Source organism: Bacillus sp. ABP14 (assembly GCF_001831375.1).
GTDB lineage: Bacteria > Bacillota > Bacilli > Bacillales > Bacillaceae_G > Bacillus_A > Bacillus_A paranthracis.
Genome location: NZ_CP017016.1, coordinates 4,705,964 through 4,732,503 on the forward strand (window position 1 = coordinate 4,705,964; position 26,540 = coordinate 4,732,503).

Consider the following 26,540-nt stretch of genomic DNA (forward strand, 5'->3'; position numbering starts at 1 on the left):
ATTATAATTGGAGGTGGGTTAAATCATATTTCCGACCTTTGTTGGTGCCGGTATGGGGGATATTCATTGTTTGGAGGAGTCTTTTGACCGCAGAACTAGATTGCATATTAAGAAAGTCCCTCAATTTACTATTAGTAGTTATCGTTCCAAACAGAAGTGTGTAGTCTTGTAAAGCACGTAAATGAGCATGTTTAGACGTACTATTACAGTTTGAGCAACGCCATCCCTGTTTTTCTTTTAACATTGCCATTGTAAAACATTCCTCACACTGTACTCCCCTGAGCAATTCCTCTTTTTTAATTTTGTATTGCTCAAGAATATTTTGTCGCTGTGAAGAATGCCCATTCATAATTTTATTTATAAACCCATTTATATCGCTAACCACTTTTTCTTTATATTGATTTTTAATCTGTTTTATTTTATTAGGTAAATTTGCGCTGTGGATAATTTTACTAGAAAGTATTTCATCTGAAGTTTTAATAATTGTACGAGGTGAACTAATTACAATGAGGGATTCAATTGGAAGATTATATATACCATGTAGACTCAGCCATTTTTTCAGCTGTATCTCTTGCCGTTTTATTTGTAAAAATGGATCTGGAAAACCTTCTTCCAAGGTGCCATCTGATATTCTAATGAGCTGATTAAACTTGGCGTCGAAGATTAATGTACCAACAATATTTTTTATTTCAAGAAAAAGAAGAAAACATGAGGAAACTATGAGGGTATCAATTTGAAAATAATGTTTCTGATCAAACAACCTAATATCATGTAAAATACTGTATTCCGTTTCGGGTAAGAAACTAAGTGGATATTCAATCGACTGCTCTCCTTTATAGCCGGCCATAAATTTCGCTAGATTTTCAACCACCACATTTCTTTTTGAATGATGAGCAGGCAATCTTCTCAGTAGAGCTTCTAATTGGAGCAAGTGTACAGGCATTTTCCGCTCTTTCACAATCATTTTTATCCCCCTCCAAAATATATCAGCGATTTTTCAAATATATCAGCGCAACTCCAATTATATCGGCGATTTTCGAAATATATCAGCGCAACTCCAATTATATCAGCGATTTTCGAAATATATCGACTTACCGACAAAAACCGACACAACAAACACTCATAAACATTATATCACCACACCGAAAATCGCACTGTAAGCATAATGTTATTTCCCCCCTTTTGATTACGACATTTTTTAAATGAAAGAATAACATTCACCGTATGTAAAAGAGCTTTTTTATACATGCAACATCATGGACAATAAAAAAAAGCTGCTGCCTATAAAATACAGGCAGCAGCTACAGTATACATTTTCTAACTAATAAACGGCGATCGGCCCATAAGGACCATTAATAATCTCTATTTTTGTTTCAAAAATATCCGTCAAAAGTGTTGAGTCCATAACCTCTTCTACTGTTCCAAAAGCAGCAATTTGTCCATCTTTCATCGCACAAATTTTATCAGAGTATTTAGCTGCAAAATTTATGTCATGCATGACAGTCAAAATTGTTCTTCCAAATTCATTAGCCGCACGTCTCAAATGTTCCATCATTTGAACAGAACGAGCAACATCCAGATTATTTAGCGGCTCGTCCAAAAGTACATATTCAGTCTCTTGGCACAATACCATCGCTACATATGCCCTTTGTCTTTGCCCACCAGAAAGCTCATCTAAATATCTATTCTCTAAATTAGTTAAATCTAGGAAGTCGATATATTTAGAAATGATAACTTCATCCTCTTTCGTTAATCTTCCCTTTGAATAAGGAAAGCGCCCAAATCCAACTAATTGTCTAACAGTAAGCCTCGTTACAAAATGATTTTCTTGTCGCAATATAGTCAAAACTTTTGCTAAGTCTTTTGATTTAGATTCAGAAACATCCATATTTGCTACCTGGATTTGACCTTCGTCCATATCTAAAAGTCTTCCAATCATCAAAAGTGTCGTAGACTTTCCAGCGCCATTTGGTCCAATTAAAGAAGTAAAGCCTGCTTTTGGTATTTCAATATCCAAAGGTCCTATTTTCACCTTATCAGTATAGAACTTTTTAACATTATCAATTTTTATCATAAAGCCCTCTTCCTTAAAACTATAGTTAAGAATATGATTCCACCAAATAATTCAATAATAACTGATACTACACCTTGAGCATTGAATACATGATACATTAAGAAGTATGCACTCGTCATAATCAAAAATCCTATAGCAAAAGCCATTGGGAAAATATATCTATGATCATAAGTTGCCGCCGCCTGATAACTCAAAGTTGCCACTAAAAAGCCGTAGAACGTAAGTGGTCCAATTAGAGCAGTTGAGATAGACATTAAAATAGCCACTAATACAAGCGTATAAATTACACTAGGTTGATATTTAACTCCAAAAGAAGTAGCAACATCCTTTCCTAGTGACAAAACATTCAAATTCTTAGAATGAGCAAAAATCAATACTGCTACAACTATAATCATAGGAATTACAATAGGAAAGTATGCAGGATCTGCATGATTCACAGAACCAAATAATTTCGCTTGTAAAATATCAAACTCTGAAGGCGCAAGTAGCTTTCTCATGAAAGTTGACATAGAATTCAGTCCAGTGCCAATAATAATTCCAACTAAAAGCATAAGTTGTAAATTTCCGTATTTACCAGAAAGTAACCATCCATAAAGTATCAAGCTCATGAGGACCATAACAACGACTTGAAATAAAAACGATCCAATTCCATTAAAGTTTATTAATGCACTAGCACCAAAGAAGAATATTGTACTCGTATGTATCGCTGAATAAAGTGATTCAAAACCTAAAAGCGAAGGAGTAATAATCTTATTGTTCGTAATAGATTGGAAAGCAACTGTCGACAAGCTATGGCAAACTGCAGCAATAATCATCGCGACAATAGCTACTATCCTTCTCTTAACAACTGGGATAAAAGAAGGGGAATCTATCGGAACTGGATTGTTATAAACTAAAAGTCCATATGAAGAAAGGAGGCCTAAAGCAATCAACGTTATCAGTACAATCCAATAGCGTCTTGCTTCCTTCTTAGAACGAAAAGCGCTAGCTGATCTACTTTCATTATGAAGGCTAGAATCGACTTCGACATTTTCTTTATTTCTATAATCTAATGTGATCATCGTAGCCTCCTTGGTTTTCTTTTTCTCAATAAAATAGTAATAAACACGACTGCTCCCACTGATGCAAGTATTAAAGAAACAGGTAATTCAAAAGGCTTTATAATTGTTCGAGAAATGATGTCACAGGCAGTTATTGTCCCCATTCCAATCACACATACCCAAGGTAAATTACTTCTAAGATCATCACCTCTAAACATGGAAACAATATTTGGAACAATTAATCCCAAGAAAGGTAAGTTTCCTATAACAGCTGCAACAATTCCAACAGCAACAGAGATAAGGCCAGTCCCAAAAAGAACAATTCTATTATAATTAACTCCAAGGCTTGTTGCGACATCTTCCCCTAGTCCAGCTAAAGTCAATCTATTCGCATACATAAAAATAAGCAAAGTAACGATAACAATCAGCCATAAATATTCATATCTTCCCACCTGAATGTTAGCAAATGAACCTACAAACCAAGTTTCAATACTTTGCGTCATTTGAAAAAGAAGTCCCATAAAAGTAGACACTGCAGAAATAACGGCTCCAAGCATCAATCCAATAATCGGGACAATTAAAGACGAACGAAGCTTAACTCTTCTTAAAAATAGAAAGAAAATCATAGTTCCTATAAAAGAAAAAATGATTGCACCAGTCATTCTTTGAACTAAAGTCGGGGCAGGAAATAGTAAATACACAAAAAGCAGGCCTAAGCCTGACCATTCAATTGTCCCCGTTGTAGTAGGTTCAACAAAACGATTTTGTGTAATAAGTTGCATGACGAGCCCTGCCATCGCCATTGCAGCTCCAGTAAGCATTAATGCCACTGTTCTCGGAACACGAGTGATGAAAAACATCTCCATTCCGTCCTCTTGTCCACGTATATCATAAACGCCAGTAAACAGTGATATAATCCCTAAAATTATAACAACTATAACCGCTATTATAAAAGGTTTTGTCCATATTTTATTGTGATTATAAAACTGGGGTTGAGAAATATTCTCAACCCTAGAAATCATATTTTTTGACACTGTTTCGTGCTCCTTTACACTACTTAGCTAAAGTTTTTGCGATATTTCCAAATAACTCTATATAAGTCTGAATTGATTCATTTGTGTAAGTATCTGCTGGTGCATAAATAACTTGTTTCTTAGAAACAGCAGTTGTGTTTTGAAGAGCTGGTGATTTAGAAATAACATCTTGAGCAGGAGCTGACTTAGCTGCATCAGATGTTGCAGCATCACGATCTAATACGAAAAGCCAATCAGGATTTGTTTGTGCGATAGCTTCAACAGAAACGTCATCACCTTTATGACCTGCAGTAGAATTAGCAACTTCTAATGCTGGAGTCCAACCGAAAATTTCATACATAGGTCCCCAAACGCGACCAGAGTGCGGTGCAGCAAAGCCAATATTTCCACCAGTAACGATAACACTCATAACTTTATCTTTTCCGTTATAAGCAGCTTTTGCTTTTTCAATAGATTTATCAAAATCAGCTACTAATTTTTTAGCTTCTTTATCTTTATCAAAGATTTTTCCTAAAGTAACTGTAGAGTCTTTAAGCCCTTTTACTAAGTTTTCACCTGGCTTAGTAGCTTTCTCAGAAACATCAACATTAAGATCAATAACAGCTGCATTTGGAACTAATTTTTTGATTTCTTCGTAATGGCTAGCAAATCTTTGACCAACGATTACAAGATCAGGGTTTGCCGCTGCTATAATTTCAAGGTTTGGTTCGCGGTGATTCCCAATATTTTTAACTGTTTTATCATTTTTATATGCTGAATCTGCAGGCATAATATCCTGTGGAGCAGCCGCTAATTTAATTCCCCAATCAGCTAAAGTTTCAAACGTTCTATTATCTAAAGCAACTACATTCTTTGGATTTACAGGAACAGTAACCTTTCCATGAGCATCAGTGATTTCAACCGTTTTTGGCTTATCACTACTATTATCTTTAGTAGCTTTCGAAGTTTCTTTACCTGAATCTGAGCAAGCTACTAACATTAAAGTGAAAATTGCTAGAATACTTACTAATTTTAAAAGCATAGTTTTTTTCATACGTATACTCCTTATTATGTAATTTAGTTCGAAAATGATAACATCGATAGATTAAATTAGACAGTAACTTTATGTACCCAAACTGCTATTGATAATCATTTTCATTTGAACATCCTGTTAATAAGTATAGTCATTAATTCTGTGAAAATCTTGTGAATGGTGTGAATTCATAAAATCAAGCAAAAAAGTAATATGTGCGATCAGGACTGTTGATTAACCTTCATTAAATACTGTCTCAACGAATACGAGACAGAGACCTTCCCTTACAAAATACGCACAGTAATAGCTAATATTTCACAGAAACTACTTTATTATCTTATTTTTATCATTCAACCATTGAATAGCCTCTGCCATGTATCGTTTGAATATATCTGTCTTTCTTCTCACATTTTAATTTTTTTCTTACATACCCAATATATAAGTCTACTACATTTGGATTTACGACTACGTTATGTCCCCAAACTTGGTTCAAAAGCATTTCACGGCTCAATATTGTATTTTTATTCTTGATTAAAAATACAAGTAAATCGTACTCACGCTTCGTAAGCGAGAGATTTTTACCACCTTTTTTCACAATATTGCTAGATGCATCAACAAAGAGATCTTTAAACTGAAAAAAGTTTGTCTCATTTTGCTGGTTATAGTCACTTCTTCTTAAAATAGCTTGAACTCTGGCTACTAATTCTTCCTTCACAAATGGTTTTCTAATATAATCATCTGCTCCTGCTTGTAACCCTGCTACGCAATCCTTGCTAGAAATATTGTCGGTCACAATAATAATCGGTGTCATTTTAACAAGTCGTATTTGCCTGCAAATTTCTGGTCCAGATATGCTTAATGAATCCCAATCTAATATGATAATATCCCAATCTTGTTCATATATTATATTTAAACCTTCGTTTTCATTGTGAAGTTTTAAAATGAAGTGGCCTTCTTGCGTTAAACCGCTTACGATTTTCTTTGCTAAAGACCGTTCATTTTTAATTACTAACACCTGCCTCACCGATGGTTCACCTCTACTTCAATATAACTTAGTTACATAAAAAATTATCTCAAAAAAATACCTTTAAATTTATAGATATTAGATTCCTAAAAAATCCATTATAACGGCTTATTCGGAGAACTCTATATAATCTTACAATAGATACGAATAGAAACACAAAAGATATGAAGATTTAAATACATATTATATAATCATTAAAGGTAGACTGTATCTACCTGCTTATCATCGACATCTATTCATTCAGTTTCTGTTTCAAGGGGACTGTTCTCAACTTAAGCATTTTATAAAACTACAAAACAAAAAGAACCATAACCTCGCCAACCTGGCAAAGTTATGGTTCATATCATATCTTAATTTTTATTAACCATATAATGTTCAAAAATCAATTATTTAACCGTATAATCAAAATGTGTAGCTTTGAAATAAAATTTGATTAAAAATACCCCGAAAGCCATCAAGCTTCCCACCAAAACCTTCGACAATATTATTACGGAAGCGTAGCCCTGCTTTACGCAAGGTCTCGAAAAACCTCTGAGAATTTTTTACCTTTCCACATTACCTTTTGGCCTTTTAACCAATGCCACAATACCCGCAACAACAAAAAACATGGCTGGAATAGAACCAAATAATGAAATGATGCAAATCACCACTGAAACGATAATCAATCCCCATCCTGCAAGTTTTGGATTTCGATTTCCTTTCAATAACATTGCAGCACTTGCTCCAAGTACAATGCCGATAAGTCCGGGCAAAATAAACATGGTTCCAGCTTGACTCAGCTGATCTAGCGTATAGACGTTTTCATTTTCACTCCAACCAGTATCCAAATATCGTAGAAAATCCTCATTATTCTTGAGGTATAAAAAAGCAACTCCAGTTCCAGTCATGATAAAACTCACAATTACTCCCAAAACACTTAAAACGATTTCTACTGTACGTTTCATATGAATGAACCTCCATTGAAATAAACTTAACGCAAACTCAAAATATTGATTCTACAGACTAATGATTATTTGTAACAGTCCTTTTGGTGCATCTTGTTTGCTCCCTTTAGAACGATTGACTTTCTATGCATCCCTCTTTTTAGGACCATTGCTTAAACCTTTCATGATAGTGCAAAGAATACCCGCGGTGACTTCTTGGATGCCTGCATAATGATCCTCATTTTTTTGAATGAATTATATATTTGTTCATTCAAAAAAATGTAAAAACATACACTACTTTTATAAGTAGTGTTTTATGATCTTGCAGACAGACCATCAATGATTAATTCTGCTAGTAATTTCATTACTTGCGGGTAACGCTGACTACCTACTTCATCCTTATGGATATCAACAACAATCAATACATTAAAAAGGCTAATCATTGTATCCAAGTCGATATCCCGGCGGAATTGACCGGACTCCTGCCAACGTTTAATATTGTCGATTAAAAAACTATATACAAAGCTGTTCTGCCAATCGTCACAATTTTGATTACGTTCCATAATGAATTGGCTGACTTCGCTATTCTGATACCATTCAGCTAAAATTGCATTATGTTTACCTATTTCAATAATCTTTTCAAAAAATTGTCTAACAACTTCCTTAGGTGATTGATCAGTGTCGATTTGCGAAATGATTTGGTGCTTAGTCTGTTCATTTTCAGCCAGATAAACTTCACAGAAAATCTGTTCTTTCGAAGAGTAATATTTATAAAATGTACCGACTGCCACATTAGCACGTTTTGTAATTGCTGCTATATTGGTTTTCTTAAATCCTTGTTCCAAAAAAAGAGTACGCGCTGCGTCGAAGATTGTTTGACGTTTATCTAATTGAATCAAGTTTAACCACCTCCCATATAATTTGAATGAACAAATTTCACATTCATTCACCATGATATGCGCTATAAAATGAATTGTGACTACAAAGGAAAACTAGGATAAAACATCGCAATTTTTTAAAACCGTCGAGGCTTTATTCAAAACATCACATCTTTTTTATAAGCACTGTGACTTTAGTTAAAAAGCAACATGAAAAATGTTCTTCAAATACTAGAAACATCATTTTGCCGCAAACAAAAAGAACCATATTATCTTAGTAAGTCCCTCTTTTTTTAGGATATGCTTATAAAATGTGAAGCATATTATTGCCCAAAGTTTTTGATTAACCCATAACCTTGCCGCTCTTTTCAGCTTTACCTACAATTAAGTATTCTTCATTTAATTAGTATAGATTTGAAATAAAGTTTAACCGCTTTGAAAAAAGATTCACTATTTATAACAAAGATGCGATATCTTAACTATTCAATCAAAAAATAAAACGGATAAAAATTAGTAATTAATCAATAAAAAATTAAAAAGCTGACATATAATGAATTAGAAAAGAAAAAATGTTGCATCTTAAATTAGAATAAGTTATTATTTTTGTAAGTAATCAATCAATAACTATTTTTGAGGAGCTGACATATAATGAATCAGAGGAAGGAAAATCGAAAGGAAGAAATCCTTGAAGCTGGATTAAAGGTATTTGCAGAAAAAGGTTATTATAGTACTACTACAGCATTAATTGCAGAAAAAGTTGGAATTTCTCAACCTTATATATTTAGATTTTTTAGAACTAAGGAAGAATTATTTGTTGCAGCGCTGGAAAGAGCATTCGAAAGAATACTTCAAACATTTAAAAATGTGGAATCCAATCCTGAGAATATTGTTATTAAAATGGTTGAAGCATATGAAAAGCTGTCTATATCTTATCCTAATGAAATTGCCTTACAGGTAATAGGACTTTCAGTTACAGAAGGTACAATAAGAGACTGTACAAAAGCTGGATTGTCGCGTATTAGAAGTTATATTTTGGAGAGATTCCAATCAGCGAATGTTCAAAATGCAGAAGAGGAAGTAACAACTTTCTTAGCTAGAGGAATACTTTGCAATATTTCTTATTACTTAGATTTACCAGAGCTCATTTATAATGAAAGAAAATAAGCTAACCGATTCTATTCGGTTTTTTATTTCAAAATAAGTTATTGATTAATAAATAACTTATTAAGCGAATCAAAATTTAAAGGGGGATTTATAATATGGAAAAGGCAATTGTATTAGGAGCAACAGGCGGATCAGGCCAAGCGATTGTATCAGAACTATTATCTAGAGAAATAGAAGTTATTGCATTTGGACGTTCAAAAAGTAAATTAAAAAAATTAATGAAAGAGCATGGTTCTACACCTTTGTTAACTTATAAATTAGGTGATATTTTTGATTATAAAACTATCGTTGAAGCTGCAAAAGATGCAGATATTATATTTCAATGTGCGAATGTTCAATATCACGAAATGGCAGATAAGCTCCTTTTACTTGGAGAAAATGTCATGAAGGCAGCAGATATTTTAGAAAAGAAAATAGTTATTGTTGATGGAATATATGTTTATGGTCACCAAGTAACTAAAGGAAATGAAAATCATCCTAAACAACCTCATACAAAAAAAGGGAAAATTAGGGTTGAATTTGAAAAATTAATATTTGATAAGAAATGGAGAAATGCAAAAGCATTAATTGTTAGATTGCCGGACTATTATGGTATAACTTCGCAGAACTCTTATTTACATCCTACATTGACTGGACTTGCAGAAAATAAAATCTCTGTTTTTATTGGTAACTTAAAAACACCAAGAGAATATGTCTATTTACCAGATGCGGCAAAAATGATTATAGAAATAGCAAACAAAGATGATTCTTACGGAGAAAATTGGAATATACCTGGTTCTGGATTGATTTCAGGAAAGGAAATAATAAAATTGGCACGTGAAATTACCGGTAATAAGAAAATGGTTATTCCATTAAATAAGAACGCAATCCGTATAAGTGGATTGTTTAACCCAGTTATGAAAGAAGTAGTAGAGATTATGTATCTTACAGAAGAAGGATTTACTCTAAGCGGAGAAAAATATGAAAATAGAATAGGTAAAATAATAGCTACACCTTATAAAGATGGGTTAAAAGAAACGTTAACCTTCTTGATGGAAAAGGCGAAAAGAATAGAGGATTAAAATTTAGAACAAAATTATGAGTAGAAAATAATTATTTATTTAACAATGATTTTAAGTTATTGATTGATTAATAACTTAAAATCATTGAAATACTATACCCTTTATAAGGAATATTCATATATTCAATAGGATAACTAACAGGCTTTTTTTTAAGTTGCATTTTCTTCTCAATAATAACAGTTTAAACACTTAATTAAAGGGCTTAGTTGTTGAGCATAGAAAGTAGAGGTAGTCTAACTTTTTTATAAAAACCTCATACTTAGTTAAAAAAAGCTACTCCTCCATCGGAAATATAAATTGACCATAAACTAAAAGAAGCATAAGTTGGCCAAAACGGCCATCTTATGCTTCCTGTTATATACAATGTGACTTTACCCATAAAGTTGCCACTAAAGGAAGCATAACTTTGCCGGAAATCACATGTTTTTGAAGAGATTTAGTTGATTATTCGAGGAAAACAGAAGCATAACTTTGCCGTGGATTAATTATTAACCCATAAAGTTGCCGTGAATGTTACAACAGGACAAATAAAAATACCTATTATCTGAGGTATTTAAACCTTACTATTTTAGTCATTAGAACTTTTATAAGACAAGTTCAGTAACTTTAACAATGGAATTTTAGTATATAGGCTTAATGATAAAAGTGCGTGTAGTGATATCCGTTTTTTTCTAAGCATAATTGCTTTTAGAGTCATGGGATGTATTCCTAACGCTTTACAAAACTGACGATGGTCACTTTGAAAAAGAACTGTTACATAATGTTCAAGCATTAAAGCGAGCTCTTCTATTGTCGGAGGAACAATGTATGGAGCTACTTGTAACAATTCTCCTATACTTTTATTAATCCATTCATCTCTTTGAGTTATCTCATATTGCTTTTCCGAAAAATCATATTCGCTTTGTCCTAACCAATTACCACATATATAACAATGCCCCCGAGACTGTCTAATAGCTGCTTGTGCTCTCCTACATTTTGGATTAGGACACAAAGCTTCTAATTTCCTTTTATGCTTCAAACATACAGTGGCACAAGCAAAATACCAAATAAATGGCTCATATATTTCTTCATCAACCTTCTTCCATTCATCAAGACAGTGGGGACACCACTTCTTATCAAAATTATATAACTCCTGAGAATATACGACATCCTTCCAAGTTAACATCGTCATGTATTTAAAACCTTTTTGTAACGTTAGCAGTTCTAAGGATTCAGCAATTATCAATGTACTTTTTGCCATACTATAATAAGAAGCCTGATTGCTAAAACTTCCTAGTTGAGGTTCTTTAGAAAGTAAGTGACGCTTCTCTGGATGCAAAAAAATAATATGAGAAACAAGGGTTCTTAATTTAACATTATGTGCATCAGCAAGTCTTTTAAGATAACTATTTAAACATTCAACCATTGGAGTACCAATATTTATAGGTTTTATAGGATAGAAATAACTAACTGTTAGCTTTTTAGATATATCCATATTTTCAGCCTTCCATATAATCTTGTTTACCTACAGGATCTCTTTTTGGATTACGCATTCCTACCTTACGCCCTCTAGTTGCAACTGTTTTTTCCGCTTGCTTTTCCTCTCTCTCTTTTAATCCTATTTTATATAAGAAATTCATCCTATGTTGTTCATTTTCAGCAAATAAAGCTTCACCTTGTTCAATTTCCCCATACAACATTTCTAAAGCCTGGATTGGCATAGCATATTTATATAGAATTTCTTTTGTAATAGTGCTTTTTTGATTATGAAGAGCATCTCCGAGACAACGAGTTAACCAATCTTTTAATATACCTATACAGCCCAATGTACGCTCATAAATAAAATCTGCATGCTGTAATAAATTTGGTTCTTCTTCTAGAGGCATGTTTTTTTGCAACATATGAATCACTGATAAAAATGTACGGTATTCATCTACTTTACTGGCTTTATATCTTGGGAAGTGTATACTAATTGTCCTACGACTAAGCTGAGCACTTAAATTAAAAAATTCTTTTAATTCATATGTACCAACTAATATGTGAGGTACTTTTGTTTGATTTGCTAAAGACTTAATAGTATCTAGTTGATTTTGTAAACTTTTAGATCCTGATACTTTTAGCAAATGTTGCGCTTCATCCACTATACAGGCTACAGGTCTTCGAAACTTAAATGCGTTCTCAAGAGAGCCTCTTAACGCATACCAGGTAGATCTGCTATGATAGTTAATTTTAGAATTTTGCACATTATCCGTTTGGTTTTCTATAATAACCTTATGATTTATAAGGGGTTCCTGTAATGCCTCTAAAGTTCGATAATAATAATCTTTCCAAGTAAATTTTCCAGAATCAAATCCTACAACTTCAGTTCTTACTATAGGAATTCTCCCTCGATCCCTTACTAATTCTTCCTTCATTTGTTCAATGAAATATTCTTCTAACACTTGAGCTAAAGTTGTTTTTCCTACCCCACTTGGTCCAAGAACTAAAAAGATAAAGGTTCCTGCCGGATTAAGGATACAAGATATGAGTTGTTCTTTGACTTGTTCAATTATAGTATGTCCTACCACAAAACTTTCAAATTGCTTTAACTTCTTATCTTGTTCAACAAATGAAGGTATATTCTCACTCTCTTTATATTTATTCATCTTAATTTCAGCCTCCCTTCTTATAGATATTAAACTCTTGGAATTCCATATTTTCCAATAAATCTTTAGCTTTTGATGAAATAGCAGAAGGATATTTTTCTTCAAATTCGTTTTGATCCCCTTTAGAAGACAATTGCCTCTTCATATTTTCTGCCATTAATTTCTCTTTTTCCTCAATATTATTAATAAATTCAGCAATTTTCTTAGCCGTGACGCTATACCCTTTGACATGATTTTGTTTTCTTTTCTTAATCTCCTCCATAGCCAATTTTAACTCTCGTTCCGTTTTCCCTTTTAATTCATGATAATATTCTGAGGTACACGTTATCCATTTTTTGTTTACATACGCGTAAGCAATTCCGATATTAAATGGATCATATCTCACAGGTACACTTTTCGCCTCAAGTTTAGAATTATTTAAAGCAGGGCTCCAATAATTTATATAATTCACTTTAATACCTGTACGTAAATTCACTTTAGCTACCCCATTCCTTGTAGACGGCAAAGTAGTAACGATAAAATTTTCATCATACGAGATGAAATCAAGTTTCCGCTCTCCTGTTCTATATATGCCTTCATTTAGTGCTTCATTAGGCGTAAGCCCTTCCAATGATGGATGTACATTATTGCTGTATACCTCCACTAGCCATTTTTCAAATACATCTTCCAAATTTTCCAAAGTCCATATCGCTTGATTTACAGGATTTACAGCCTTGGTAACTTGTCGAACATTCTTCATAATTTGAGTATTCCCCCTTAGATTATGAAGAAAATTAGAATTCGAAGTGCCAAACAATCTTTCAATTACACTTCCAAATCTAGCTTTTGCTGGTGGTCTTACTTTTTTGTTAATTTCGTACATAGCTGTAAATGTTTCGAAATAAATGCTGTGAAATTCTTTTCCTCCGTCCACTACAATAGATTGTGGAAGTCGATGATATTTACGCACACATTCTCTCAATGCTACCATCACTGATCTGTAACTAGGTGACTCGAAGGTAATATAATGGGAAAGGACCATCCTAGAGTAAGCATCCACTAATAAAGTTAACCACGGTCTTCCTAATACTTTACTCGTTCTAGAACATACAACCTGAATATCTAACTGTGTATGATCTATATGTGTAATCTCAAAAGGTCTATCCCCGTGTTTTGGAACGCTTCTTTCTAAATTCCAATAAAAAGGCTCATACTTATAAGCTGTTCGTTCTCCCTGTCTTTTCTTGACTTGTTCATACCGATTTCTATGCTTAATAGCCTTACAAAATGTTTTAAAGCTCGGAACAGGAATATTTTTACTTTCACATAAAATGACTAGCTGTCCGTATACAATGGTTTTATTCTTCTGTTTAAGATTTTCATATTCCCTTTCAATTACTTCTTCTATTAGAGATATTGTTTCAGCTGGAAGCTTTTTCTCTCGATTACCCTTTCTTTGATTTTTAGGTAATAAACCTATATATCCATTTCCATATATCTGTTGGGCCTCTTTGTAGTCTTTTACCCACTGTCTCAAAGTTCTTTCAGAAACTTCACTACTAGATATTTTTTCATCATTTAATTTTCTCTTAACTACATTGATTTTTCTATTAGCCTTTGCCAACTCTTCTGGTCCCATTTCTAATATATCTTCTATAAAGGGTACATACTTTCTACTCTCCTCTTTTTCATTTTTGAGAGCTATCCTACCGTTATTCAGCAACTCTATAAAATGTATTTTAGGTAGTTCTAATAATCCATTTTCATCCGAATAAAGCGAGATGGATTGAAAGCCTACATTTACAATCCTCCAAACAATTCCGTCCCACATAACTGTCGCATTAACATCTATTGTTACAGTTGTTACAGGATGAATATTTTCAGTTTTTGTTGAATTAATACTTTCAAATGCGTTACTATGCTGTTCACTCAAAAAAATTGGTACATCATTAGAATTGGCAATTATATATTTCACCAAGTCCACATATATTTCATTCTTCACAATCAATGTATATACATCATCAGCATTTGTTGTTTTTAAAGAAGCGAGCAGTTCAGATAATTTCATTCCTAAATTCGAAGAAAGAATATTAATGATTTCTTTTTTCTTCTCTTCTGATACTGTATAATGTCCATTCTTGAGATACGCCTCTAGAAATATAAGATTTCTGTGTACGTTTATATCTATTTCAGCCGATGATCGAACAACAAAATACAAGCCTAATTGACTGGCTGCAATTTCTGCAGGCGGACATCTCCAGTTTCCCTCTTCATCTTTAAAGTACCTCACTGGATCTTTTTCTGAAAGCTTAATTAGTTGTTCTTCTGTTTTCCATTCCTCAATCTGTGCACCATCTTTTCTTAACACTAAAAAATCTGGGGTATAATAAAAGGAGATTCTCTTACCATTTTCCCGAAAATAATCTAATTTTAAGGTAATAGGTTGATCATAATATTCGAGTACATCATCATCATATTCCATTAAGTACATAGCAACTAATTCAACTGTATAACTCTCGTATTGAATAGACATCCCCATTTTCTTACTTGGGTATTTACCAGATAAATTTTTCTTCGAACTCCTAACACTACGAGAGGGCGGTGATGTCCGGATTTTTTGAATTGTACTAACCGCCTCTTTGGTAAAATCCAACAAAATACACCAGCTTTGAAACTCCTGTTCACTGAACATGACTTACCTCCTGTCATTAAAAAATTCATTTTGCACCAATCTATTTAAATACTCTCTTAACTTCTTATCTTTAAGTAACCCCGGCTTATCAGCAATTTCTTCTATCTTTCTTCTACTCGGATATACGCCGTGCTTCTCTAGAATTTCAACACAGTTATCAATTATTAAACAATTATCTTCATAGGCCTGTTGTGTTCGTCTTTTAATAAATTCTTTATTCTTTGCAGAAATAATCTTGCATAAGTCTGGAAAATGTTCATAAAGTGTTCTTTTTGGATAGCCTATCAACTTAGCTAATTCAGTCATAGAAATAATTCGTTCTGAATTGCTGGCATATTCTCTAAGTATGGACAATGCCTTAGTACAATCAAATCTAATTTCTCTTGTACCCCGATTCCTTAAAAGAGTCTCTACATTCAAAGTAATTAGATTTTTATTCGCACTAATATCTTGGGTATAAAAATCAATCGGTGAAATATCAAATAAGCTACATATTTCAAAAATCCTAGGAAGGGGTGGTAAAACCTTTCCTTTACACCAATCCCAAAGAGTTGTTTTTGCTAAGTTTAAGTTTTTCGCAAACCTTTGTAGATTCCCCTGTTCATAGGTTTCAACAAGATAATTTAAATTTTTAATGATTTGTTGTCTATTTCCTGAAACCGATATCTCTTCTTTATGATTTATAAATTGTTCCGCTATTAAAGTTATTTTGTAATTAAGCTCTAGATTATGTAAATTTTGATTGTTACCTTTTTCTATACCTAACCATGTATTGCAATATACACAGTATCCGTTTTGACTTTTCCTGTGTAAAATAGGGAGATTTTTATTGCAAAAAGGACAATGTATTTCTAATCTACATTTATGCTTAAGGCATACCTTAACTACCTCCAGGTGCCACAATAATGGATTATAATTACTTTCTTCATTATTCATTTGCTCTTCATAACATGCTGGGCACCAGGAAAGTTGTTTCTTTAATAAATATCGTGATGGAATTACTTCCTTCAATCCTATTAATGTCAATTGATCCAAATGCTGTACTCCTGTTCGATCTTCTAAAACAGTTACCATATCGATAGCATTTTGTTCAAAAGCATTAATTGTTCGAGCACCATCATAAAATCTATTTCCACCTCTTTTAACACTGTTGATAAGAAATTCTTTATTAAGTACAGGTGCAACGATATAAGAAAGTAACGATGACGGATAAACTTTATGTACTTCTGATAACCTAATTAAGTAACTTGTTAGGCATTCCATATAGGGACTTCCTACTCCTATAGGTTTGACTCCATATAATTGACTTCTTTTTGAATATGCATAATGCAATTTCAACACCGCTCTTTGTAAAATATCCTATTACAAATATGGACATATTTGCTCACATATAAACTTTCAAACGGATTTATTCGATGTGTAGCAAACCAATTATGTGAGCCGGTTTCACCGGTTGATTATATACACTATATATTACCTTTGATTTGTATGGGATATTTATAAACGTAAAGCAGAGATTGAAGCATGACAGATAATCCAAGCAATGATTTCTATGCAACTGGGGATGAAATAATACATGAAACCTTTCTTGTTAAGCTGGAATAAATTTTGATTAAAAGCATGTTATGAATGTTGGCTTTTTAATAGAAGAAACCCACGCATTTTGAAAAAAGATTAATCAAAATGCGTGGGTTCAATTTCGAAGTAGAGTTAGTTTTTATAAAAAAGATTGATTAAAAAATCCCAATTCTAAATAGCTATTTCAAATTCATCAAGTATCAGAATCTGAACAACACTATAATTAACCATGTGAGTTCCAATGACTTTTAGTATATCATTGCTAAGTCTTATAAAATATACATTGAACTCTCTTTTAAACTATCGCTTTTGCAATGGTAATATATTTTGAACCATCATATCTTCAAAGGCATTTTTGACAGTTTTCCAATACTTTAATTTAGCTACTGGATCAGATGCATGTTCTTTGTATGCAGCATAATCACTCGTTCGTTTTAATTCCGCTTCACCATTCTGCCTTTCATGATTTGGGTTATAGTTTGCAACCATAAATTCCAATTCCTCTTTTTGTACCCACCACGTTTGTACAAACGTATCAAGAAGTGCATTAATCGTTTGTTGAATCATTTCTTCTAATAATGAAGATACATATTGGTCACGATAATTTTCTGGATTCGCTTGAATGTTCGTCCACAGTTCTTCCATGATTTCTGCTAAATTCGGATTACTTTTCTTCAACCAACGAATATATTGATTAATTTCATCCACCATTTTTTGTGATGATAATTCCACATTCTCTTTTTCTTGTGTTTTCGGTAAAAATGCTTGGATTAGCTGTAAAATATACTCGTAATTAATTTCATCTGTTTTTACTGATTCGAGCTCATATTCGATATTGATTTCTATATCATCTACATCTTCTTTTTCTTTTCGTAGTTTTTCTAAGACGTTGACGTATTTACCGTGATATTCCTCAATTTCATCTAAACGAATTGGATAAGTCGTTCCTAATTGTTCATCACTATATTTGGTATACACTTGAATATTCGCAAAAGTACGGTCTAGTGCCTGATAGGCCTTCGCAAATTTTTTCAATTGTGGCTTTTCCATACCTTCTATATCAATGCTTTCGGGAACGGGCGCTATTTCACGTAATTCTTCAATAGCTGTTAAGAACGCTTGATGTGCTTCCTCCCAAGTCGGTGCAGTCACTTCATTTTCTCCACCATTTGAGTAAAGAATGAGTGCTTGTTTCACCTTTTCTTCGAAAATTTTTGGTGTTTGGAAGGTAACAATTTGTCCATATTTCTTTGCTTTATTAAACAAACGATTTGTTCGTGAAAATGCCTGGATTAAATCCTGTGGTTTCATCGCTGGTCGATCAATAAATAAGGTTGATAAACATGGTGCATCAAAACCAGTTAATAACCGATCTACGACAATGATAATATCCAATTGTTCAGAACGTGGAAGAAACTGTTCTTTTTTACGTGCTAATCGGTCATTAACATTACGGTTATACGCCCGCATCGTTTCAATCGTATAACTTGTATCAAACTCCTTGTTATAATCCAGCAAAGCTTCTTTCATCTTCTCCTGATTTTCGATTGATGTTTCTTCATTTTCAGAAATAGAATACGTCATAGCCACTTTAGGGAAATCAGGAAGAATCCGTTTCGTTTTCTCACTAATTTGCACTGTAGTTTCTCCAGCTTTTACACGTTTAAACAAGTCGTAATAGCGCTGTGCTTGTGCAATCGAAGAAGTTGTGAGAATCGCATTATATGTATTACCAACCCCATTTTGAAAGCCGAGTTTATTACGTGATTTATTGATAATTGAATGAATGACTTCTAACATATGGCATTCATCTTCATATACACGTTTGGGTAAACGAGCCTCTTTTTCTTCCATTGTTAGATTACTGATGTCCATTTCACTATCAAATTTAATTAAAGCATCATCTAGTTCTTCTTCTGAAAAAGTACTTTTATATTCAATTTGGAAACCAAGTACTGCTTTATCATAAATCGCTTCTTTTACGGTATATTCATGTAATCTTTGTCCATACTGTCCTTCTGTTGTACGTGGCAGGTCGCCCAGTACTTTTTTTGCATTCTCCGCAAAAATAGGCGTTCCTGTGAATCCGTACCATAAAGAATAAACAAAGAATTCTTTAATTTCTTTTTGTTTTTTTGGTGATACAGCTCGGTGACATTCATCCACCACAAATGCAACTTTCAATTTCTTTAATGCCATCGCCTTTTTGCTATCTTCTTGTCCTTCAAAACGCTTCATTACATGGTTTAACTTTTGAATCGTTGTCACAACGACTGTTCGATCATCAGACAATAATTTTTTAATCAAATCATTTACATTGTCTGTTTCATCAATCTCAATCACATCATGTTCAGCATACGATTCGAATGAACCTGTTGTTTGTTGGTCTAAGTCAACTCGGTCCACGATAAAAATAGTCTTTTGTAAGGATGGTATTTGTAATAGATTACGTGCCACCTTGTACGATGTTAAAGTTTTACCTGAACCAGTTGTGTGCCATACATAACCCGACTCTTGTCGACGAGAGGCTTCTTTAACGGCCTCAATCGCATGAATTTGATAAGGACGAAGTAAAATCAATGCTTTTTTCGCACTATCAATGACTGTATATTGCGTCACCATCTTGTGCGCTTGTGGGATAGATAATACCGCTTTAGCAAAATCTAAGTAACTGTTGACGGGCTGATTCTCATGGTCCACCCATTTACTTAAAAATTGTTCATTCAATTTTTCGTCACGCGCTGTTGCGATATAACGTGTGTCCGTTCCATTCGACACAACAAACATCTGAACCGCAGAGAAAATACCTGTAAATTTATTTTCTTTCAGATACTTTTTAATTTGTCGAAAGCCATCCATATAGGAGTGCTTTCGATTTTTTAATTCGATATGAATCATCGGTAAACCATTGATTAATAAAGTTACATCAAAACGACGTTCTTGATCCCCTTTTGTACGACGATTACTTTGATATTGATTAATCACTTCATAAGAGGACATGCCACCAGCAATATCCGCTCGATTCAATACTTTTAAGCGAATCGTACCAAGTGCAGCATCTTCACGCTGCACTTGCACTTTAGCAATTCCATTTTCCCCCGCTAACCATTTAGCAGCTTCATAGAAATTCACGAAGTGTAATTGTTCTTGAATTTGACGAAACTCTTGTTCTGTTAAAGGAACATCATTCAATACATCCTTATTATTGTTTTCAAGCTTCTCTCTAAAATTTCCCCATAATTCACCTTCTGTATGTAAATCCCCACGATACGTCCACTGAGATTCACCACTGATTAATTGTTGAATTAAGTTATCTTCTAGTTCTGATTCAAGTACAAAATTACGAACCATATGCCCACCCCTTTTACAATTTTTAATTGCTTAAACAAACATGCTCTGTAGTAATGCTTTTTTCAATTGTTGATAACCTTCAAGATTTTTCTCATGTAGGACAATTGTATCGTCAAGTTGTTTAAAAAATGCACCAATTTTTTGTTGTTCTAGATTTGAAGGTAATAAGACATTCAAGTCTGTCAACATATCTTTAACTATATAAGGGATATTCCCAGTTCGAGCTTCTTGATTAATTTTTTTCGGTAATTTATTTCCTATTTCAGAAAACAAAAATCTTCTATCAGCTTTAAACTCTGTTAACACATATGTTCTTTGATATGCATTAAATTCGCCATCTGCATAATGCATATATCCCACAGTAGCACCATTTCCTGCAATTGTAATTGCAGGCCCTTTAAAAGCAGGAATATCTATTTTATACTTTTGAATCCCCGATGTATAAAAGTCATATTGGCCATCTTCTTTCATAGCGTTGGCATCCAGTTTCCCAGTAGTGATATTAGATACTTCCCCTAATGTTTTTTCCTCCCAATCTCCATTGAACCCATCAAAACGAACTTTCGGCATACATTCGCCTTTTTGTGGGAACATTTTTTGCAACATCGCTTTTTTGTATTGTTGGTGCTGTTTGACCAATTGTTGGTGCAAAGCAATTATATCGTCCAATTGTTTGAATAAATTGCCGATTTTTTGTTGTTCTTCGTAAGGGGCTTTTAATATTTCAATAGTGTTTAAAATTTTTTGGCTTATATTGAAGCGAGTACTTCCTCCCGATTTTCTCTCAATTTGTTTACGATTTATATAATTTAAAGATAATTCAATAAAGCTAGGATTAAAACTCCCCTTTTTCTTCCCTCGTATTGAAAACCCGCTATATAAAGCATATTCTTTTTCTAAGTAAGCCTTGGACCATCCAACTTCTTCAGCCACCTCCGAAGAACGAACAAAAATTAAATCCCCATATTCAACTTTATTTTTTTCTTCAATAGAAGGGCTCACTTCAACAGAACTTCTAATATTTTCATATTTCAAATAAGATTTATCTAAAATATCCATAACACTAATCATTTTTCTACCTTTTCCATAACTTTCTTTAGGAGCATTAATACCATTAGAAAAATCCATTAATTCCGATAAATTTATTGGACGCCACTCCTCACTAAATCTTTCAAACCTCACTTCAGGAACATTCTTACTCACTCTTTCCACCACCTAATCCAAATGCTTGAATAAAGTGCTGAAGTTCTTTTTGAGCATCTTCGTTCGTACCTTTCAATTCATTCAACATGGCAAATAGATTTTGCTCAGCTTGTTGCAATTCTTGCTGTGTTTGCTGCATTGCGCCTGATAGTTCCACAAGTGAAATTTCTTCTTCTTCTTCAAATGTGTCCACATAACGTGGGATATTTAAGTTGTAATCATTTTCAACAATTTCATCGAATGAAGCAACATGAGCGTATTTTTCAACATCTTCACGTTGAATATAAGCATCAAGTATTTTATCAATATGCCCATCTGTTAGGAAATTTTGATTTTTTCCTTTTTCAAAATCATTTGATGCGTCGATAAACAATACATCTCTTGCTGAACGGTTTTTCTTTAAGATAATAACTGTCGTTGGAATCGATGTGTTAAAGAAGATATTTGCCGGTAGACCAATTACCGTATCAATTGCACCATTATCTAATAAAACTTTACGAATCTTACCCTCTGCATTTCCTCTAAATAACACACCATGTGGTAAAACAATCGCCATTACACCACTATCTTTCAAATGATAGAAACCATGCAATAAGAAGGAAAAATCTGCTTTTGACTTGGGTGATAGGACACCATACATAGAGAAGCGAGGATCATCTAAAAAACCCTTGTCCGCAGACCATTTCGCTGAATAAGGTGGATTCATTAATACACCATCAAAGTTCGTTGGTTCTTCTGTTGGCCAGTCTTGGTCTAATGTATCTGCATTATTCAAATGTTGATTCGCTGTATCTACACCGTGCAAAATCATGTTCATACGTGCTAAATTATATGTAGACGTATTTAATTCTTGTCCGAAGTATGAAACGGTTCCGGATTCATTTGAATATTTCTTCACGTTTAATAGAAGTGAACCTGATCCCATTGTTGGGTCATACACAGAAAAACCTTTTTGATTTTCTTTGCCTTGCAAAACAATTCTTGTCATTAGTGTTGAAATCGCTTGTGGCGTATAGAATTCGCCTGCTTTTTTACCTGAATCAGATGCGAACTGACCGATTAAGTATTCATAAGCATCCCCTAGTACATCTCCTGCATGTCCCGCCAACTCAAGTACTGCCAATTCCTTCATAACTTCGGCAATTGTTTGGTTTTGCCTTTGAGGTGTGGAGCCTAATTTTTTTGAATAAAGGTCGACATCTTCGAATAGATTTTCAAATATTTCACTCGATTGTTCAATATTGCGGAAACCTTGTGCCAAATCTTCTAATTGAAAAGAACCTTTATGGATAGCTTGCACAAGCGCAGTAAACGTAAGTTTAGGTTCTAACGTGTAAGAAAAATCATATTGTAATGCTTCTAGTAAATCCCCTTTTACATCTTCATCATCATACGCTTCAGCGTATACCTTTTGCGCCTCCACTAAATCTGTCGTTGATTCTTCTAACAATGAAGTCGCGTGAAGAAGCATTTTATCTGACAAATATTTATAAAAGACTAAACCTAATAAGTAACTTTTGTATTCATTTGCATCCATTTTAGATCGTAAAATATCAGCTGAATTCCATAATGCTTGGTATAATGTTTTCGAGTTTTTTTCTTCCATTTAGCCCACTCCTAATAAAGTTAATTATTGTCTACATCTGATTTTTGAATTAATTCCAAAAAAAATTGTTCTTCTAATTCAGATTGTTTTTTTAATAAATATTGTCTTTTACATAAGTTAAAATAAGCTCTACCAATCAATAGTTGTTTTTGAAGTTCAGGCAGATTAACATGTAAATCTTTTAAAATAGCTGGTGTCATCTTTGGTAAAGTAGAACCTTGCATAAGCATAAATTTTTGTTTACGAATTTGATTTGCCTCATTTAAGACATAGCAAAAGTAGTACGGATCAATCAATGATTCATCAATAATGATTTTGGCAAAATTCTGATTAAGTAACTTTCCTTGATTCTTTTCTGTTATGACAGTTGCCTTTGTGCCTACAAAACTAATTACAATATCACCTCTATAAGTGAGATAATTACTTTGTGAATTCTTATTCTTTTTCACATATTCTTCATCTATATGTGTTAAATCAAAATTCAAATTATCAAATGTATAAAAAATATTGTTATGTAGCTCTTCTTCAGGGATTCTTGAGATATTTTGACCTACTTTAATTATTGCAACCTCATCTATTTTCATGCCACCCCTCCTTTGTAATTCTTGCGAATTACTTAATAACAGATTTAATATTACCATGTGGATAAAACAAAAACAAGTAATTCTTTAAAATTACTAAACATATACTAAGTCCAAAAAGAGTTATACCCATAATTTTTGAAACTACTAATGAAATTAAATATTGGATGAATCTTTATCTTTTGGTAAATGAAAAACAACCATTTTAAACAAAAATTGATTAAAATGGTTGCATCTATTCTAATTACTAATTTAATTTTTATAAACATATTGATACGAAAGGATTCTCATTGAAATTAAGCCATTATTTTGATTAAACTTCATTATAAATGGTTAAACTTTTTTCTAAACACCGCAACTTTATTTCAAATTTACAATTTCTCAAAAAAGTTCATCAATATCCTATAACAGTAGTATTAACTTCATTGATGATCTCACTAGATATTGTGCTTATCGGTAATAAATAGACTTTATTTAAACGAGGATTAAATATCCCTAAATTCTCAATTTGTTTGAATTCGGAATGAATAGAATGAACACCCATTAAATAATATATAAGCAACTGTAAAGTGTTTTTATTCGTCGGATCTTTCTTTGAAACTTTAAAGTCCCATAAAGTCGTTTCAGTTAAAAAATCACCATCTCCACTTGATATAAGCTCAGTATAACCACCTTCAAAAGTAAAACCATCTTTTACAATCGGTCCATAATTATCGTTAAAGCCCCTACTACGCTCTACCATAGTTCTAATATTAGAACTAGTAAAGAAATCTGGCTGAATAGTATGTACTGGCTTATAACTTGCAATACCAGCTCTAAAAGCAGTATCAAATCCTACCAATTTACACGCATTTTCTATCGAAGTATCATCAAGACCGCTAATGCCGTTTAATAATTCTTCTGCATAATCACTCTCATTAACCCTCAATGCACCTCTAAGAGAAATTTTAAAAGCTTTTTCTAAAGAAGTTCCCATAGTAAACCGAGCAAGATAATCAACGGCTAATCCAATCAAAGTACTATGTATATTTTCTTCTTCATACAAATCAATACCATCATTTAATTCGATAGTATTGAAATCTTTAGGTTTAATATATCCACCTCGTGGCTGTTTAACTTTAGAAAGCCTCTGAGTAACTGATACCATAAAAACACCTCTTTTTTGTATGTTATTTTCATTTTCTTTGATGGTTCTGGTGCAAAAAACTTAAAAAGCACTTCTGAAGTTGTTATAAATAAAATTGGTAACTAAATCTCTTTTTAATCTTATTGAACAACGGGGAGTTTTTTTCTTCGATAATAATGATGGACTGATTTTTTTATTAAAGAGCACTATTATTAGATAAAGCTTAGATTTTCAAACGGCTTTATTGTTATTTTTTAGTATAGTGAAATACCTTAAATTTAGAACGAGGTTATGTTTGTTTGAGCTTTAAAATTAAATAACATTATTATCATTTTACAAAAGAAGCATAAGCCTGCATAAAATGCAGACTTACGCTTCTTTTCTCACTTTTAATATGGCATGTTCATTTAGAAAGCCATAATCTTTAGCATTTTCTATAAACCGTTCTTCATTACCTCTTCTTAAATTATCAAGTATGTCTTGGGTAGCATCTGTAATATTTATCTCTTTGTTATTTTCCCGTTCTTCAATAGCTTGTTTAATTTCATTCATTAGATCCGCTATTTCCTGGTCTTCACTAATATTTACAGCAGATTCAACTTGTTGTTTCTGTAATAAACGTTCATCCAGCGCTACCGTAATATGCCTACTTAAAAACGTTAAGCCACCTACACCCAAAATAATACAAACAGTTAACGGACTATTCCTTGAAATACTTTTAATATCTAAAAATCGTTTATTCTCTTCAACATATAAAGTTTTATCTATAAAGTCTCTACAAATAATTTCGACACTATTGTCATTGGGATTATAAATACCAATTATAGGTCTAATCAGAGTATCAAAAGTTGATTTAAAAGTATTAAAATATCCTGCTATGTTAGATGGCATTTTATTAATATCTTTAATATCATTTGCAAGGATACTTTCTTTTGTAATAGCGAGACTTATGAAATCAGATTCCATCTTTTGATAAAATGACATTACCTGAACAGTACTGGATTCTAAAGAATTGGCTAATTTTTTTCGATCTATTTTTTTATTCTGTTCATTATCTCTTACTTCTTCTTGACTTGATTGATTGAGATTTTCATTTGCTAAACTAATAATTTTTTCTTTTATTGCTATCATCGTGGTGTTCGGGCTTATAGAAAAAGTTATCAAACCACTTAACTTCTTTTTATTCAAACCCTTTACTTTGTATTCACTTAGGGTCTCATTTACTTTCCTGAATATCTCAAACATACAATTTATTTTTATTAATTTTTCATTCGGAAACATTCCTATGGTTTTTCCCAAATGATATAAGGTCTTTGCATCTCTCTCATTTCTAAGATTTAAAATGCCAAGATTTTTATAAATGTTATTTAACTTAAAAGATTCATCTATTATGAATATATTTTCTAAATCTGTTCCTTTATTAAGGTAACTTTCAATAGTATTTAGCAACTCATTCTTATAATAACTTCTTGATAAGTTTTCAATAAAGGCTGAAATTTGCCAAGATGATAAAAGTTTTTCCCCATCTCTTTTCATTTCTAAATTAACTCTATAATCACTTTCAACAACAACCTTATTATAAGCATCCAT

20 protein-coding genes are annotated in these 26,540 nt (G+C 32.7%); 2 read left to right on the forward strand and 18 right to left on the reverse strand.

Going from position 1 to position 26,540, the window contains the following annotated elements; genetic code table 11:
- Position 1 precedes the first annotated feature (1 nt).
- The 8 genes from BGI23_RS24705 to BGI23_RS24740 all read right to left on the reverse strand — a co-directional run bounded on the left by BGI23_RS24705 (position 2) and on the right by BGI23_RS24740 (position 8,006).
- Positions 2-964 (reverse strand): nuclease-related domain-containing protein, encoded by a 963-nt coding sequence (locus BGI23_RS24705; RefSeq protein ID WP_070807131.1) that lies wholly within the window; start codon positions 962-964, stop codon positions 2-4.
- 357 nt (positions 965-1,321) lie between these two features.
- The gene (locus BGI23_RS24710) at positions 1,322-2,074 is read right to left on the reverse strand and encodes an iron ABC transporter ATP-binding protein (RefSeq protein ID WP_000590067.1); all 753 of its coding nucleotides are present in this window, start codon (positions 2,072-2,074) and stop codon (positions 1,322-1,324) included.
- The gene (locus BGI23_RS24715; protein WP_000631130.1) at positions 2,071-3,135 is read right to left on the reverse strand and encodes an iron chelate uptake ABC transporter family permease subunit; all 1,065 of its coding nucleotides are present in this window, start codon (positions 3,133-3,135) and stop codon (positions 2,071-2,073) included. The genes BGI23_RS24710 and BGI23_RS24715 overlap by 4 nt, the downstream gene beginning before the upstream one ends.
- Positions 3,132-4,148 carry an ABC transporter permease gene (locus tag BGI23_RS24720; RefSeq protein WP_000042069.1) on the reverse strand — a complete coding sequence of 339 codons (1,017 nt, stop codon included), beginning with the start codon at positions 4,146-4,148 and terminating at the stop codon, positions 3,132-3,134. The genes BGI23_RS24715 and BGI23_RS24720 overlap by 4 nt, the downstream gene beginning before the upstream one ends.
- 19 nt (positions 4,149-4,167) lie before the next feature.
- Complete coding sequence (locus tag BGI23_RS24725; RefSeq protein WP_000753446.1) at positions 4,168-5,181, reverse strand: siderophore ABC transporter substrate-binding protein; 1,014 nt, start codon at positions 5,179-5,181, stop codon at positions 4,168-4,170.
- Between the two features lie 325 nt (positions 5,182-5,506).
- On the reverse strand, positions 5,507-6,184 hold the full coding sequence (locus BGI23_RS24730) for a response regulator transcription factor (protein ID WP_070807132.1): 678 nt from the start codon (positions 6,182-6,184) through the stop codon (positions 5,507-5,509).
- Positions 6,185-6,726: 542 nt separating this feature from the next.
- Entirely contained in the window at positions 6,727-7,128 is a 402-nt protein-coding gene (locus tag BGI23_RS24735; RefSeq protein WP_070807133.1) for a DUF4064 domain-containing protein, read from the reverse strand.
- 293 nt (positions 7,129-7,421) lie between these two features.
- Entirely contained in the window at positions 7,422-8,006 is a 585-nt protein-coding gene (locus BGI23_RS24740) for a TetR/AcrR family transcriptional regulator (RefSeq protein WP_172801697.1), read from the reverse strand.
- Between the two features lie 627 nt (positions 8,007-8,633).
- Between BGI23_RS24740 and BGI23_RS24745 the strand changes: the two genes are divergently transcribed.
- Complete coding sequence (locus tag BGI23_RS24745; RefSeq protein WP_070807134.1) at positions 8,634-9,149, forward strand: TetR/AcrR family transcriptional regulator; 516 nt, start codon at positions 8,634-8,636, stop codon at positions 9,147-9,149.
- Between the two features lie 95 nt (positions 9,150-9,244).
- A complete protein-coding gene (locus tag BGI23_RS24750) occupies positions 9,245-10,210 on the forward strand; it encodes an NAD-dependent epimerase/dehydratase family protein (RefSeq protein ID WP_070807135.1) in 966 nt (321 codons plus the stop codon).
- 568 nt (positions 10,211-10,778) lie between these two features.
- On the opposite strand, the gene BGI23_RS24755 is transcribed toward BGI23_RS24750, so the two are convergent.
- The 10 genes from BGI23_RS24755 to BGI23_RS24800 all read right to left on the reverse strand — a co-directional run bounded on the left by BGI23_RS24755 (position 10,779) and on the right by BGI23_RS24800 (position 26,540).
- Positions 10,779-11,684 carry a TniQ family protein gene (locus tag BGI23_RS24755; RefSeq protein ID WP_070807136.1) on the reverse strand — a complete coding sequence of 302 codons (906 nt, stop codon included), beginning with the start codon at positions 11,682-11,684 and terminating at the stop codon, positions 10,779-10,781.
- Positions 11,685-11,688: 4 nt separating this feature from the next.
- Positions 11,689-12,834, reverse strand: a complete 1,146-nt coding sequence (locus tag BGI23_RS24760) for an AAA family ATPase (protein WP_046648812.1) — start codon at positions 12,832-12,834, stop codon at positions 11,689-11,691.
- Between the two features lie 7 nt (positions 12,835-12,841).
- Positions 12,842-15,505, reverse strand: a complete 2,664-nt coding sequence (locus BGI23_RS24765) for a TnsA endonuclease N-terminal domain-containing protein (RefSeq protein WP_070807137.1) — start codon at positions 15,503-15,505, stop codon at positions 12,842-12,844.
- A 3-nt stretch (positions 15,506-15,508) separates the two neighbouring features.
- Positions 15,509-16,846 carry a TniQ family protein gene (locus BGI23_RS24770; protein WP_083322814.1) on the reverse strand — a complete coding sequence of 446 codons (1,338 nt, stop codon included), beginning with the start codon at positions 16,844-16,846 and terminating at the stop codon, positions 15,509-15,511.
- A gap of 537 nt (positions 16,847-17,383) precedes the next feature.
- The gene (locus tag BGI23_RS24775; RefSeq protein WP_070807139.1) at positions 17,384-20,434 is read right to left on the reverse strand and encodes a type I restriction endonuclease subunit R; all 3,051 of its coding nucleotides are present in this window, start codon (positions 20,432-20,434) and stop codon (positions 17,384-17,386) included.
- A gap of 30 nt (positions 20,435-20,464) precedes the next feature.
- On the reverse strand, positions 20,465-21,637 hold the full coding sequence (locus BGI23_RS24780) for a restriction endonuclease subunit S (protein WP_070807140.1): 1,173 nt from the start codon (positions 21,635-21,637) through the stop codon (positions 20,465-20,467).
- The gene (locus tag BGI23_RS24785) at positions 21,630-23,243 is read right to left on the reverse strand and encodes a type I restriction-modification system subunit M (protein WP_070807141.1); all 1,614 of its coding nucleotides are present in this window, start codon (positions 23,241-23,243) and stop codon (positions 21,630-21,632) included. The genes BGI23_RS24780 and BGI23_RS24785 overlap by 8 nt, the downstream gene beginning before the upstream one ends.
- A 20-nt stretch (positions 23,244-23,263) precedes the next feature.
- Positions 23,264-23,827 carry a restriction endonuclease subunit S gene (locus BGI23_RS24790; protein ID WP_070807142.1) on the reverse strand — a complete coding sequence of 188 codons (564 nt, stop codon included), beginning with the start codon at positions 23,825-23,827 and terminating at the stop codon, positions 23,264-23,266.
- Between the two features lie 391 nt (positions 23,828-24,218).
- Complete coding sequence (locus BGI23_RS24795) at positions 24,219-24,971, reverse strand: hypothetical protein (protein ID WP_070807143.1); 753 nt, start codon at positions 24,969-24,971, stop codon at positions 24,219-24,221.
- A gap of 348 nt (positions 24,972-25,319) precedes the next feature.
- Positions 25,320-26,540 (reverse strand): hypothetical protein, encoded by a 1,221-nt coding sequence (locus BGI23_RS24800; protein ID WP_070807144.1) that lies wholly within the window; start codon positions 26,538-26,540, stop codon positions 25,320-25,322.

Coding starts and splice junctions, on each gene's coding strand:
- BGI23_RS24750 (WP_070807135.1), top strand. CDS start 9,245: ATGGAAAAGGCAATTGTATTAGGAGCAACAGGCGGATCAGGCCAAGCG.
- BGI23_RS24765 (WP_070807137.1), bottom strand. CDS start 15,505: ATGTTCAGTGAACAGGAGTTTCAAAGCTGGTGTATTTTGTTGGATTTT.
- BGI23_RS24715 (WP_000631130.1), bottom strand. CDS start 3,135: ATGATCACATTAGATTATAGAAATAAAGAAAATGTCGAAGTCGATTCT.
- BGI23_RS24755 (WP_070807136.1), bottom strand. CDS start 11,684: ATGGATATATCTAAAAAGCTAACAGTTAGTTATTTCTATCCTATAAAA.
- BGI23_RS24745 (WP_070807134.1), top strand. CDS start 8,634: ATGAATCAGAGGAAGGAAAATCGAAAGGAAGAAATCCTTGAAGCTGGA.
- BGI23_RS24795 (WP_070807143.1), bottom strand. CDS start 24,971: ATGGTATCAGTTACTCAGAGGCTTTCTAAAGTTAAACAGCCACGAGGT.
- BGI23_RS24725 (WP_000753446.1), bottom strand. CDS start 5,181: ATGAAAAAAACTATGCTTTTAAAATTAGTAAGTATTCTAGCAATTTTC.
- BGI23_RS24775 (WP_070807139.1), bottom strand. CDS start 20,434: ATGGTTCGTAATTTTGTACTTGAATCAGAACTAGAAGATAACTTAATT.
- BGI23_RS24785 (WP_070807141.1), bottom strand. CDS start 23,243: ATGGAAGAAAAAAACTCGAAAACATTATACCAAGCATTATGGAATTCA.
- BGI23_RS24800 (WP_070807144.1), bottom strand. CDS start 26,540: ATGGATGCTTATAATAAGGTTGTTGTTGAAAGTGATTATAGAGTTAAT.
- BGI23_RS24705 (WP_070807131.1), bottom strand. CDS start 964: ATGATTGTGAAAGAGCGGAAAATGCCTGTACACTTGCTCCAATTAGAA.
- BGI23_RS24790 (WP_070807142.1), bottom strand. CDS start 23,827: ATGAAAATAGATGAGGTTGCAATAATTAAAGTAGGTCAAAATATCTCA.
- BGI23_RS24760 (WP_046648812.1), bottom strand. CDS start 12,834: ATGAATAAATATAAAGAGAGTGAGAATATACCTTCATTTGTTGAACAA.
- BGI23_RS24735 (WP_070807133.1), bottom strand. CDS start 7,128: ATGAAACGTACAGTAGAAATCGTTTTAAGTGTTTTGGGAGTAATTGTG.
- BGI23_RS24710 (WP_000590067.1), bottom strand. CDS start 2,074: ATGATAAAAATTGATAATGTTAAAAAGTTCTATACTGATAAGGTGAAA.